This window comes from Pelagibius sp. 7325 (genome assembly GCF_037652055.1).
Classification (GTDB): domain Bacteria; phylum Pseudomonadota; class Alphaproteobacteria; order Kiloniellales; family Kiloniellaceae; genus Pelagibius.
The window spans coordinates 157,370-169,907 of record NZ_JBBKAH010000002.1 but is presented as its reverse complement, the minus strand read 5'-3'; the positions used below and the strand labels follow the sequence as shown (position 1 = coordinate 169,907).

Sequence of the window (12,538 nt, the reverse complement as noted above, 5' to 3'; positions counted from 1 at the left end):
GCAAAGCGGCACCGGGCGCGGAGCGGGCGCGCATGAAGTGGCGTGCGGAGGAGGTGCTGGAGCGTCTCGCCAGCTTGCCGGCCCCGGGTCTGCGCGCGGCCCCCGAGGGGCCGGCCTCGGTCGAGGCCGAGGCGCTGCGGGGCGATCACGATCTCAATCCCGAACTGAATCCCCAGGTCTACGATCCCGGCCGCCCGCTGCGCGACGCCGCGGTGCTGGTGCCGATCATCGATCGGCCGCAGGAGTTGACGGTGCTACTGACCCGGCGCAGCAACGCGTTGCCCGACCATCCGGGGCAGATCAGCTTTCCCGGCGGCGGCGTCGATCCCGGCGATGCCGATGCCGAGGCGGCGGCGCTGCGCGAGGCGCAGGAGGAGGTCGGTCTTGCGCCGCGCCACGTAACCTTGCTGGGGCGCCTCGATACCTACCTGGTGCGCACCGGCTTCAGCGTCGTGCCGGTGGTAGGCCTGCTGCACCCGCCCTTCGACCTCAGGGCCGAGGCCGGCGAGGTCGACGAAATCTTCGAGGTGCCGCTGGCCTATTTCCTCGATCCCGCCAACCGTCAGCTGCACAGCCGCGTGTTCCGCGGCGCCGAGCGCTTCTTCTACGCCTATCCCTATGGCGACTATTACATCTGGGGGGCGACCGCCGGTATGCTCTCCAATCTCAGCGACGTCCTGCGCGCCGCCGATCTTGAGGGGGCGTAGGAAGAAGCCATGCTGCGAGTCGTGCTCACCGTGCTGCTGCCGCTCGCCGCGCCCTTCCTGCTCTACATCGCCTGGGCTTGGCTGGTGCGTCACAAGGTTGCCGGCGGTGAGCTGGTGCTCGATTGGCGTGAATCGCCCTGGCCCTGGCTGCTGGCGGTGGGAATGGCCGGGGCCCTGGCCGGCTTTGCCTATATCTACGTCACCACCGGCCACCCGGCGGGTACCAAGCTGGTCCCGCCGGCGCTGATCGACGGCCGGGTGGTGCCCAGCCATCCCGAACAAAGTCATCCGGGATCCAGTCTGCCCGGGAACTGACCACCGCCTACCGGAACCGGGACGGCGGTTGCAAGCCGGGCGGAGGAACGGCAGGCTGCGCGGGGCGTTGCCCGCAGTATGACCACAGCAAAACCACTCGGAACGGCAGATTTCATGACGACAGCCGGCGGCCCTGAGCGGATCGAGCCGCAGCCCTGGATGACCGCGCCGCAGACCCGCACGGTGATCGCGGCGCTGACGGCGCAGGGGGCCGAGGTGCGCTTCGTCGGCGGCTGCGTGCGCGATGCGCTGGCCGGGCGCGCGGTGAAGGACGTCGATCTGGCGACGCCCGATCGCCCGGAAAAGGTCATGGAACTGCTTGCCTCCGCCGGCATCAAGGCAATTCCCACCGGGGTCGAGCACGGCACCGTCACCGCCGTCACCGGCCACCATCCCTTCGAGATCACCACCCTGCGCCGCGACGTGGAAACCGACGGACGGCGCGCGAAGGTCGCCTTTACCGACGACTGGGAGGCTGATGCGGCGCGCCGCGATCTCACTTTCAATGCGCTTTCCTGCGCCCCGGACGGCACGCTGTTCGATCCCTTCGGCGGACGCGCGGACCTCGCCGCCGGGCGCGTGCGCTTCGTCGGCGACCCGCGCGCGCGCATCGAGGAGGACTACCTGCGCCTGCTGCGCTTCTTCCGTTTCCAGGCCCACTACGGGCGCGAGGCCCCGGAGCCCGAGACCCTTGCGGTGGCGCGCGAACTGGCGCCGCGCCTGGCCGGTCTTTCCGGCGAGCGGGTGCGCAGCGAAGTCCTGCGCCTGCTGGCGGCGCCGGACCCGCTGCCGGTGCTGGAGGTCATGCTGGCCGGTGACATCCTGGCCGCCATCCTACCGGAAATTGAAGGCACCGCGGTGCTGCGCCGCCTCCTGGCGCTGGACCTGCCGGAGCGTGACGACCCGGTGCTGCGCCTCGCCGCGCTGCTGCGGCCGGGCGACGACATCGCCGGTGCCGTCGCGCAGCGCCTGCGCCTGTCCAATGCCGAAGCCGCCGAATTGGAGCTGCTGGGCGATCCGGCGGCGACCCTGGGCGAGGCGGCGGCGGCACTCGGTCGTGGCCTCGACGATCCTGCCGTGCGCCATGCCCTGGCGACCGCGCTCTACCGTGCCGGCGCCGCGCGGGTCCGTGTCGCCCTGGTGATCGCCTTCATCCGCCTGGTCGCCGCAGCCCCGGCCGACGAGCCGGCCGCGCGGGCCGGGCTCAAGGCCGCGCTGGCGGCGGCAGACGCCTGGCAGCCGCGCCGATTCCCGCTCGCCGGTGCCGACGTGCTGGCGCTCGGCTACCCCAGCGGGCCCGAGGTCGGCGCCCTGCTGCGCGCGGTGGAGGACTGGTGGATCGCCGAGGACTTCTCCCCGGACCGCGACGCCTGCCGTGCCCGCCTGGCGGCCGAGGCGGCCAGGCTTTCCCCCGCAGCACCCCGAGCTCCGGGAACCTAGGTACTTACGGCCAGGCGGCCTCGGGCGGCAGGCTCATGAGAATCGCTTCGACGTTGCCGCCGGTCTGCAGGCCGAACTTGGTGCCGCGGTCGTACAGCAGGTTGAACTCGGCATAGCGCCCGCGGCGGAACAGCTGGTGGCGGCGCTGCGCCTCGTTCCAGGGCTCGGCCATGTGACGGCGCACCAGCGTGGGGTAGATATCCAGGAAGGCGCGGCCGACGTCCTGGGTGAAGGCGAAGTCGTCCTCCCAGTCGCCGCTGTCGAGGTAGTCGTAGAAGATGCCACCAACGCCGCGTGCCTCGCCGCGGTGGGGAATGAAGAAGTACTCGTCGCACCACTTCTTGAATTTCGCAAAGTAGCTGGGGTCGTGGCGGTCGCAGGCGGCCTGGAAGGCGGCGTGAAAATCGGCGGTGTCCTCGTCGACCGGATACATCGGGTTGAGATCGCCGCCGCCGCCGAACCAGGCCTTGGTGGTGACGATGTGGCGGGTGTTCATGTGCACCGCCGGCACCAGGGGCGAGCGCAGATGCGCCACCAGCGAGATGCCGCTGGCCCAGAAGCGCGGATCGGCCTCCGCGCCGGGGATCTGCTTGGCGAAGTCCGGCGAAAACTGCCCATAGACGGTCGACACGTTGACGCCGACCTTCTCGAACACCCGCCCGCGCATCAGCGCCATGACGCCGCCGCCGCCGCTGCCGGCTTCGGCCGGCCGCTCCCAGGCCTTGCGCTCGAAGCGGCCGGGCGGGACGTCGGCGAAGCGTTCGGCATTGGGGCCGGCGAGTTCGTCCTCCAGGGACTCGAAGGCGGCGCAGATGTCGTCACGCAGCTTTTCGAACCAGGCCCTGGCCCGGGCCTTGCGCTCTTCTGTCACTTCTTGGATCGCTGCGTCGGTCATCGCTCGCTCACTCTGATAGAGGCCGTTTAGGGTTGCGGGGCGGGAAAGCCACCGGTCTGGCGCAGTGCCTCGCCCAGCGCCATGGCGCCGGCCTGGGCCACGTTCAGCGAGCGGCAGTCCGCCCGCAGCGGGATCACCAGGCGGGCATCCGCCGCGGCGTGCACCTCGGCCGGTACGCCCGCCGATTCGCGCCCCAGCAGCAGGGTGTCGCCGAGGCTGTAGGCGAAGTCGGTGTACGGGCAATCTCCCCCGGTGGTCAACAGCAGCAGGCGCCGGTCAGCACCGCGACTGGCCTGGAAACCGGTCCAGAAGGCGGTCCACGAGGGGTGGCGGCGCATCTCGGCGAGGGCGTGATAGTCGAGGCCCGCCCGCTTCAAGCGGCGGTCGTCCAGCAGAAAGCCGCAGGGTTCGATGACGTCCAACCCGACCCCCAGCGCGGCGGTCAGGCGGATCAGGGCGCCGCAGTTCTGCGGAATGTCGGGCTGGAAGAGGGCCAGGCGCATGGGGTGGGTAGAAGGTCTCTGCTAATCGCTTCAAGGAATAGGCGAATTGGATAGTTTGGCTGGGCGCTAACGGGCTTTGCGTTCCACGGAAAATTACTCTATATCGGGCCCGACAAAGGGGCGCTGGGGTTCCGGGCGCGGCACGATGCCGCATTCTCGGGGCGCTATCGCGCGATATGGTTCAGTCCATCCACAGGGCGTCAAGGTCCGCTCGATCGGTTGGTCTGAACCTTGATCCGCCAAGCTCCAAAAGAGGGATCTTAGGGGAAAAGACGCATGGCAGATACCGCCACACCCGCGCAGGCCGGATCCGGCGAAACGCGGCGCGATTTCTTGTACCTGGCCGCAGTCGGCATGGGCGCCGTGGGCACCGCTTGCGTGGCCTGGCCGCTGATCAACACGATGAACCCCTCGGCCGAGGTTCTGGCGCTGGCGTCGACCGAGGTCGACCTCTCGCCGATCGAAGTCGGCCAGCGGGTCACCGTGACCTGGCGCGGCAATCCGGTGTTCATCGACCACCGCACGTCGGACCAGATTCAGCAGGCCGAAGCGGTTGATGTCGCGGAACTGCGTGATCCGCAGGCCGACGACGCGCGCGTCGTGAACCCCGAATGGCTGGTCGTCATCGGCGTCTGCACCCACCTGGGCTGCGTGCCGCTGGGCCAGAAGGCCGGCCAGGACCGCGGCGAGTTCGGCGGCTGGTTCTGCCCCTGCCATGGTTCGCATTACGACACCTCCGGGCGCATCCGCAAGGGTCCCGCGCCGCTCAATCTGCCTGTGCCTCCCTACGAGTTCACCGGCGACACGTCGATCGTGATCGGGTAAGGGAGAGCAAAGGCTATGAGCGGCTTTCAGACCAACAGCCGGGTGATCAAGTGGATCGAGCACCGCATGCCGGTGTTCTCCTTCGTGGATCACTCGCTCGGCTCCAGCTATCCGGCGCCGAAGAACCTTTCCTACATGTGGAATTTCGGCTCGCTGGCGGGCATCACGCTGGTGATCATGATCGTCACCGGCATCCTGCTGGCGATGCAGTACACGGCGCACGTCGACCTCGCCTTCGATTCCGTCGAGCGCATCATGCGCGACGTGAATTCGGGCTGGCTGCTGCGCTACATCCACATGAACGGCGCCTCGTTCTTCTTCATCGTCGTCTATATCCACATCTTCCGCGGCCTCTACTACGGCTCCTACAAGGCGCCGCGCGAATTGCTGTGGATGATCGGCGTGGTGATCCTGCTGCTGATGATGGCGACCGCCTTCATGGGCTACGTGCTGCCGTGGGGTCAGATGAGCTTCTGGGGCGCCAAGGTGATCACCAACCTGTTCTCCGCCGTGCCGATATTCGGCGAGAGCATCGTGACCTGGCTGTGGGGCGGCTTCACCGTCGACAACCCGACGCTGAACCGCTTCTTCGCCCTGCACTACCTGCTGCCCTTCATCATCGTCGCGGTGGTGGTGCTGCACATCTGGGCGCTGCACCAGTTCGGCTCCAACAACCCGCTGGGCATCGACCCCAAGGGCCCGCAGGACAAGATCCCCTTCCATCCCTACTACACGGTGAAGGATGCCTTCGGCCTGGGCGTGTTCCTCATCGCCTTCGCCGCGGTGATCTTCTACATCCCGAACTACATGGGCCATCCGGACAACTACATCCCGGCCGACCCGCTCTCGACTCCGGCGCACATCGTCCCCGAATGGTACTTCCTGCCGTTCTACGCGATCCTGCGCTCGATCCCGGACAAGCTGCTGGGCGTGGTCGCCATGTTCGGTTCCATCGCGGTGCTGTTCATCCTCCCCTGGCTCGACCGCTCGCCGGTCAAGAGCGGCAAGTTCCGCCCGCTCTTCCGCATCTTCTTCGTGCTGCTGATGGTCGACGCGGTGGTGCTGGGCATCGTCGGCGCCAAGCCGCCTGAAGGCCTCTGGCTGGTCGTCGGCCGCATCGCCACGGCTTGGTACTTCCTGCATTTCCTCATCATCCTGCCGTTGCTCGGCGTGTTCGAACGGCCGAAGCCGTTGCCCGCGTCGATCAGCGAGCCGGTGTTGAAAGGCGGCGGCTCCCCCATGGGCGCCGGTGCCACTGCCAAGCCGATGGAGAAGGCCTGATGCGCAAGGGACTGTTGTTTGGACTGGCGGGCCTTGCCGCACTGACCTCGCTGTCGGTTTCCGGAGCCGCCCAGGCGGCCGGTGAAGGCCCCGCGCTGCCGCACATCGAGTGGAGCTTCGACGGTCCTTTCGGGACCTACGACCGCCACTCCCTGCAGCGCGGCCTGCAGGTCTACCGTGAGGTCTGCTCGAGCTGCCACGGCCTGAAGTACGTGGCGTTCCGCAATCTCGCGGACCTCGGTTACAACGAAGATGAGATCAAGGCCATCGCGGCGGAATACACCGTTACCGACGGGCCGAACGACGAGGGCGAGATGTTCGAGCGGCCGGGCGCGCCGTCCGACTACTTCCCCTCGCCCTTCCCGAACGAGAAGGCCGCCGCGGCGGCCAACGGCGGCGCGGCGCCGCCGGACCTCTCGCTGATGGCCAAGGCCCGCGTCGGCGGCCCGGACTACACCCACGGCATCCTGACCGGCTATCGCGACCTCGTCTCGCCCGAGGTCCTGGAATGGATCTTCCAGCACGAGACGGAAAAGCGCATGGCCGCCTACGAGGCCGCGCACGCCGAGTACCTCGACAAGCTCGAGGCCTACGAGGACAGGGTGGAGGACGATCCGACCGCGCGGCGCCCGGTCGAGCCGGAAGAGCCGCAGCCGGTCACCAGCATCGAGGACCTCGGGCTGGCGGAAACCTCCAACTTCAATGCCTACTTCCCCGGCTACGGCATCGCCATGGCGCAGCCGCTCTACGAGGACGGCATCACCTACGCCGACGGTACGCCGGCGACGGTCGATCAGATGGCCACGGACGTCTCCCACTTCCTCATGTGGGCGGCCGAGCCGAAGCTGGAGGACCGCAAGGAGACCGGTATCAAGGTGCTGATCTTCCTGGTGGTCTTCACGGGCGTGCTCTATGCCGCCAAGCGCAAGGTGTGGCGCGACGTTCACTGAGGACGCCGGCACCGCCGACGCCCGACCATTCGAGTGCAGGAAAAGGCCGCTTTCGGGCGGCCTTTTTCTTTGCCTCCCTTGTGAAGCCGGGCGGCGTCGCGTAAAGGGAATCCCTCAGACAGCGGAACCAGGAGAAGGGGTGTCATGGCTGAGCCCGGGACCCCGCCGGTGATCGGCATCATCGGCGGCAGCGGCATCTACGAGATCGAGGGCCTGAAGGACGCCCGGTGGCGCGAGGTCGACTCGCCCTTCGGAAAGCCCTCCGACGCCCTGCTGTTCGGCGAACTGGACGGCCAGCGCCTGGTTTTCCTGCCGCGCCACGGCCGCGGCCACAAGTTGGCGCCCTCGGGGCTGAACTTCCGCGCCAACATCGATGCCCTGAAGCGTGCCGGGGTGACCGAGATCCTCTCGTTGAGCGCCGTCGGCTCGCTGCGCGAAGACCTGCCGCCGGGCACCTTCGTCATCGTCGACCAGTTCATCGATCGCACCTTCGCACGCGAGAAGTCGTTTTTCGGCACCGGCATGGTGGCGCACGTCTCGGTGGCCGACCCGGTCTGCGCGCGGCTCGGCGACCACCTCGAGGCCGCCGCCGGCGAACTCGGTCTGCCGACTAAGCGCGCCGGCACCTACGTGGTGATAGAAGGCCCGCAGTTCTCGACCCGCGCGGAATCGCGGCTCTACCGCGCCTGGGGCTGCGACGTCATCGGCATGACCAACATGCCCGAGGCCAAGCTCGCCCGCGAAGCCGAAATTTGCTACGCGACCGTCGCGATGGTCACCGACTATGACTGCTGGCACGATGCGCACGAGCATGTCACGGTGGACCAGGTGGTGAAGACACTGCTCGACAATGCCGACAAGGCGCGCGCGCTGATCAAGCAGGCGGTGCCGAAGCTGAGCGGCCGCGCGGCGCCCTGCACCAAGGGCTGCCACCATGCGCTGGACGCGGCGCTGATCACCCATCCGCAGGCGCGCGATCCCGAATTGCTGGCGCGCCTCGACGCGGTGGCCGGGCGGGTGCTGGCCAAGAGCTAGCGGGCGACGGCCGGATGAGAGCAGGGGAGAGGCGGAGGCCATGAAGCTGGTGGTGGGCGAAAACGGCGTCGAGGCGGCGCGGCCGATCCGCGGCATCGACCACGTGCTGGTCGGCGTGCGCGACCTGGAGGCGGCGCGCTTCAACTACGACCGGCTCGGCTTTACCGTCTCGCCGCGCGGCCGCCACATCGGCTGGGGCACCGCCAACTACTGCGTCATGTTCGAGCACGACTACATCGAACTGCTGGGCATCATCGACCCGGCGCAGTTCACCAACAACCTCAACCGTTTCCTGGAGACCCGCGAGGGCCTGCTGGGTCTCGCCTTCGCCAGCGACGACGTGGCGCTGGCCGAGCGCGCGCTGCGCCGCGCCGGCATCACGCCGGGCGAGATGCGCGACCTGAAGCGCATCCTGGAGGACCCGGACGGCGAGGTCTGGCCGCGCTTCAAGCTGCTGCACATGCCGCCGGAGGCGACGCCCGGCACCTCGGCCTTCATCTGCCAGCATCTGACGCCGGAGCTGGTGTGGCGCCCGGAGTGGTGCCGCCACCCCAATGGCGCCACCGGCATCATCGCCATGACCTCGGTGGTGAAGGATCCCTCGGCCCTGGCGATCCCCTATGCGGAGATCTTCGGCTTCGACCGCGTGCGCGCCGGCGACGGCCTGGTGGAGGTCGATTGCGGCGGCACCTGGCTGCGCTTCACCACGGCGGACATGCTGGCCAGCCTGCACCCCGGGCTGAACGGAGCGCCGCGCCTGCCGACACCGTGGATGGCGGCGCTCAGGATCGCCGTCGAGGACCTCGGCGCCTGCGCCACCCGGCTGGAGCGCAACCACGTGCCGGTGCACTGGGACGGCCCGCGCCTGCTGCGCGTTCCCGCCCAGGCCGCGTGCGGCGTGCTCATCGAGTTCGCCGAGGGCGTCTAGCTGTTCTCCCGGGCGCCAATTCCCAGCGCCTTGATCTTTGAGTAGAGCGTGGTGGGCTTGAGGCCCAGCAGGGCGGCGGCGCCCTGCTTGCCGGCGACCTTGCCGCCCGCGGCCTTGAGAGCGCGCTCGATGTTGTCGCGCTCGAAGGCGGCCAGCTGGCGGGCGGTCAGCACCTCGCCCTCACCGGGCAGGCTGCGCGTCGGCTTTTCCCTGGCGGAGGGCGGTCCCTCGCTGGTGGCGCCGCCGGGGCCGCCACTGGGCAGGTGGAAGCTCAGGCGGCCGTGGCGCGCCAGGATCACGGCACGCTCGATGATGTTCTGCAGCTCGCGGGCGTTGCCCGGCCAGGCATAGGCGGTCAGCGTCTCGATGTTGGCGTTGGTCAGCGTCGGCTTGGGCATGTTGAGGCGCGCCGCCGTGGTCTTCAGGAAATGCTCGGCGAGAATCGGGATGTCGTCGCCGCGCTCGCGCAGCGGCGTGCACTCGATGGGGAACACGTTGAGGCGGAAGTAGAGATCCTCGCGGAAGCGCCCGGCGGCCACCTCCTGCTTCAGGTCGCGGTTGGTGGCGGCGATCAGGCGGATGTCGACCTCGCGGGTCTTGTCCTCGCCGACACGCTCGAAGCGGCGGTCCTGCAGCACGCGCAGCAGCTTGGCCTGCAGGTCGAGGGGGATCTCGCCGACCTCGTCGAGGAAGATGGTACCGCCGTCGGCCAGCTCGAACCTGCCGACGCGGTCGCGCAGCGCGCCGGTGAAGGCGCCCTTTGCGTGGCCGAAGAACTCGCTCTCGAACAGCTCGCGCGGGATCGCCGCGCAGTTCACGCGGATCAGCGGCCGGTCGCGCCGCGCCGAGGCCTGATGGATGGCGCGTGCCACCAGTTCCTTGCCCGTGCCGCTCTCGCCGGTCACCAGCACCGAGGCGTCGGTCGGCGCGACCAGGTCGATCTGCTGCAGGATCTTCTTCACCGCCGCCGACTTGCCGATGATCTCGTGATGGTTGGCGTGGGTCAGGATTTCTTCCTGGAGGTAGGCGTTTTCCTTTTCCAGGCGCTCGCGCAGCGCAGCGTTCTCCTCCAGCGCGTGGCGCAGCGTCTCCTCCTGCTGCTTGCGCTCGGCGATGTCGCGGAACACGATCACCGCGCCGACCACCGCGCCGTCGTCGACGATGGGGGTGGAGGTGTACTCGACGCGCAGCGGCTTGCCGTCCTTGCGCCAGAACACCTCGTCATCGACGGTGTTCACCATGCCGTCGCGAAATGCGTTGTAGATCGGGCAGTGCGCGTTGGGATAACGGCTGCCGTCGTGGCGCGTGTGATGGATCAGCGCGTGCATCTCCTTGCCGACCAGTTCGTCGGCGTGCCAGCCCAGCATCGCTTCGGCCGCGGGATTGACGAAGGTGGTGATGCCGTCGGCGTTGACGCCGTAGATGCCCTCGCCGGCGGCGGAGAGGATCATCTGGTTCTCGCGCTCGATCTCGCGAAAGAAGCGCTCGGCGCGGCGCCATTCTTCCAATCCCTGGCGGTGGTAGCTGTTGGCCTCGTCATCGACGGTGCGGTAGCGCAGCAGGGTCAGGTCGAGGACCGAGAGAAGCAGGCAGAGGCGGTCGCGCTGCGGGCAGGCGATCAGGCTGTGCTCCAGGTTCATCGGGCTGCCGTCGGGGCGCCGCAGCACCAGGTCGCGGCTCCAGGCATGGCCGCGGTCCATGGCCTCCTCGGTGAAGACCAGCAACTCGCCGCGCGATTCGCCGTAGAGGCTGGAGAAGCGCCGCTTCAGCAGCTCGTCGGGAGTCAGCGCATAAATCGCGCAGGCTGCCTTGTTGGCGCGCAGGATGGTGTCGCTGAAGGGATCGACCACCAGCCGCGGCTCCGGCGCGCGGTCGAAGGCCACTTTCAGGGCCTCACCCGCCGCCAGGCTTTGGGCTGCAAGGCTTGGGTGGGCTCGATCTGTCGCGGTCTCGCGGGGGTCGGCGAGGGGGCGGGGGACCAAAAAGTCGGTGATGCTGGATGGCAAGGCGGCTTCTCCAAGCGGCGGCGTTACGAAAAATCATAACGACCTTACGAGAATTTGAAAATTACGAAGATTCGTAAATGCCTCCTCCTGTGGATGGTGGGGCCTAAGCACTTGGAATCACATTCGTATGTGCAGTGCACAAAAACTGGCACGGCGCTTGCTCAAGAGAGGGCAACGGCCGGCGGTCGCGCCGGTGCGAAACCAACAGGGCAGTCCAGACCAAACAGGGGGACAGAGATGGCTTCGAAGCGTCCGATCAGTTCTTTAGGCGATCCCTTCAGCGCCGACAGCGACCTGCGCCACGGCGCCGGCTGCGGTTGCACGGCCTGCGGCGGCGATGGCGATCACGCACACCACGCGGCGCCGGCCGACGCCAACCCGCTGGCGAGCTCGGAGGATATCCTGGAGCGCGCCGTCGAGAGCGCGGTGGTGCGCTCGGTCTTCGGCCACAACGAGCTCTCGCGGCGCAGCTTCGCCGCGCTGCTGGGCGGCACCACGCTGTCGGCGGCGCTCTCGGCCGTGTTCCCCATGGACAAGGCCAAGGCCGCCATTCTCGACACCCTCGGCAAGCCGGAGAAGGCGAAGCTGAACGTCGGCTTCGTGCCCATCACCTGCGCGACGCCGATCATCATGGCCAAGCCCCTCGGCTTCTATGAGAAGTACGGCCTGGACGTGGACGTGATCAAGACGGCGGGCTGGGCGGTCGCGCGCGACAAGTCGCTGAACAAGGAATACGACGCCTCGCACATGCTGACGCCGATGCCGCTGGCGATCACCATGGGCGCCGGCTCCACGGCGACGCCCTTCATCATGCCGGCGGTGGAGAACATCAACGGCCAGGCCATCGTCCTGCACGTCGACCACAAGGACAAGCAGGACCCCAAGCAGTGGAAGGGCTTCAAGTTTGGCGTGCCCTTCGAATACTCGATGCACAATTTCCTGCTGCGCTACTACGTCGCCGAGCACGGCCTCGATCCCGACAAGGACATCCAGATCCGCGTGGTGCCGCCGCCCGAGATGGTCGCCAACCTGCGCGCCGGCAACCTGGACGGCTACCTCTCGCCGGACCCCTTCAATCAGCGCGCGGTGTGGGAGAAGGTCGGCTTCATCCACATTCTCACCAAGGACATCTGGGAAGGCCATCCCTGCTGCGCCTTCGCCTGCTCGGCCGAATTCGCCGAGACCCTGCCGAACACCTACGGTGCGCTGCTGAAGGCACTGGTCGACGGCACGCAGTACGCCAGCAAGCAGGAGAACCGCAAGGAGATCTCGGCGGCCATCGCGCCGACCAACTATCTGAACCAGCCGGTGCCGGTGATCGAGCAGGTGTTGACCGGGCGCTATGCCGACGGTCTCGGCAATATCAAGGACGTGCCCGATCGCATCGACTTCGATCCCTTCCCCTGGCACTCCATGGGCGTATGGATCCTGACGCAGATGAAGCGCTGGGGCTACATCGAGGGCGACGTCGACTACAAGGGTGTCGCCGAGCAGGTCTACCTCACCGCAGACTGCGCCAAGATCATGACCGATCTGGGCCTCACGCCGCCGGACAAGACCTACGAGAACTACACCATCATGGGCAAGACCTTCGACCCCAACGAGCCGGAGGCCTACGCCAAGAGCTTCGCGATCACGCGGGTCTAGGGACGG

At 67.9% G+C, this 12,538-nt stretch carries 12 protein-coding genes; 9 read left to right on the top strand and 3 right to left on the bottom strand.

Going from position 1 to position 12,538, the window contains the following annotated elements:
- The first annotated feature begins 32 nt into the window (after positions 1-32).
- The 3 genes from WDC82_RS02700 (at position 33) to WDC82_RS02690 (ending at position 2,462) form a co-directional block, all read left to right on the top strand.
- Positions 33-707, top strand: coding sequence for a CoA pyrophosphatase (locus WDC82_RS02700; protein WP_340115714.1), 675 nt, complete (start codon positions 33-35; stop codon positions 705-707).
- Between the two features lie 9 nt (positions 708-716).
- On the top strand, positions 717-1,022 hold the full coding sequence (locus tag WDC82_RS02695; protein ID WP_340115713.1) for a hypothetical protein: 306 nt from the start codon (positions 717-719) through the stop codon (positions 1,020-1,022).
- Between the two features lie 114 nt (positions 1,023-1,136).
- Complete coding sequence (locus WDC82_RS02690; protein ID WP_340115712.1) at positions 1,137-2,462, top strand: CCA tRNA nucleotidyltransferase; 1,326 nt, start codon at positions 1,137-1,139, stop codon at positions 2,460-2,462.
- A gap of 4 nt (positions 2,463-2,466) precedes the next feature.
- On the opposite strand, the gene hemF is transcribed toward WDC82_RS02690, so the two are convergent.
- The gene (gene hemF, locus WDC82_RS02685) at positions 2,467-3,357 is read right to left on the bottom strand and encodes an oxygen-dependent coproporphyrinogen oxidase (protein ID WP_340115711.1); all 891 of its coding nucleotides are present in this window, start codon (positions 3,355-3,357) and stop codon (positions 2,467-2,469) included.
- A 26-nt stretch (positions 3,358-3,383) separates the two neighbouring features.
- Positions 3,384-3,860: a tRNA (cytidine(34)-2'-O)-methyltransferase gene (locus WDC82_RS02680; RefSeq protein ID WP_340115710.1), complete on the bottom strand. Its 477-nt coding sequence runs from the start codon at positions 3,858-3,860 to the stop codon at positions 3,384-3,386.
- 276 nt (positions 3,861-4,136) lie between these two features.
- Here WDC82_RS02680 and petA point away from each other — a divergent pair, with 276 nt between their 5' ends.
- The 5 genes from petA to WDC82_RS02655 all read left to right on the top strand — a co-directional run bounded on the left by petA (position 4,137) and on the right by WDC82_RS02655 (position 8,879).
- Positions 4,137-4,685 (top strand): ubiquinol-cytochrome c reductase iron-sulfur subunit, encoded by a 549-nt coding sequence (gene petA, locus WDC82_RS02675; protein ID WP_340115709.1) that lies wholly within the window; start codon positions 4,137-4,139, stop codon positions 4,683-4,685.
- A gap of 15 nt (positions 4,686-4,700) precedes the next feature.
- Positions 4,701-5,966, top strand: a complete 1,266-nt coding sequence (locus WDC82_RS02670) for a cytochrome b/b6 (RefSeq protein WP_340115708.1) — start codon at positions 4,701-4,703, stop codon at positions 5,964-5,966.
- On the top strand, positions 5,966-6,916 hold the full coding sequence (locus tag WDC82_RS02665; RefSeq protein ID WP_340115707.1) for a cytochrome c1: 951 nt from the start codon (positions 5,966-5,968) through the stop codon (positions 6,914-6,916). Before WDC82_RS02670 ends, WDC82_RS02665 begins: the two co-directional genes overlap by 1 nt.
- 144 nt (positions 6,917-7,060) lie before the next feature.
- Positions 7,061-7,951, top strand: coding sequence for an S-methyl-5'-thioadenosine phosphorylase (locus WDC82_RS02660; RefSeq protein WP_340115706.1), 891 nt, complete (start codon positions 7,061-7,063; stop codon positions 7,949-7,951).
- A 40-nt stretch (positions 7,952-7,991) separates the two neighbouring features.
- The gene (locus WDC82_RS02655; RefSeq protein ID WP_340115705.1) at positions 7,992-8,879 is read left to right on the top strand and encodes a VOC family protein; all 888 of its coding nucleotides are present in this window, start codon (positions 7,992-7,994) and stop codon (positions 8,877-8,879) included.
- Here the strand turns inward: WDC82_RS02655 and WDC82_RS02650 are convergent.
- Entirely contained in the window at positions 8,876-10,762 is a 1,887-nt protein-coding gene (locus WDC82_RS02650; RefSeq protein WP_340115704.1) for a sigma 54-interacting transcriptional regulator, read from the bottom strand. The genes WDC82_RS02655 and WDC82_RS02650 overlap by 4 nt on opposite strands.
- Positions 10,763-11,122: 360 nt before the next feature.
- On the opposite strand from WDC82_RS02650, the gene WDC82_RS02645 reads away from it, so the two are divergent.
- Positions 11,123-12,532 (top strand): CmpA/NrtA family ABC transporter substrate-binding protein, encoded by a 1,410-nt coding sequence (locus WDC82_RS02645; protein WP_340115703.1) that lies wholly within the window; start codon positions 11,123-11,125, stop codon positions 12,530-12,532.
- Positions 12,533-12,538: the final 6 nt, after the last annotated feature.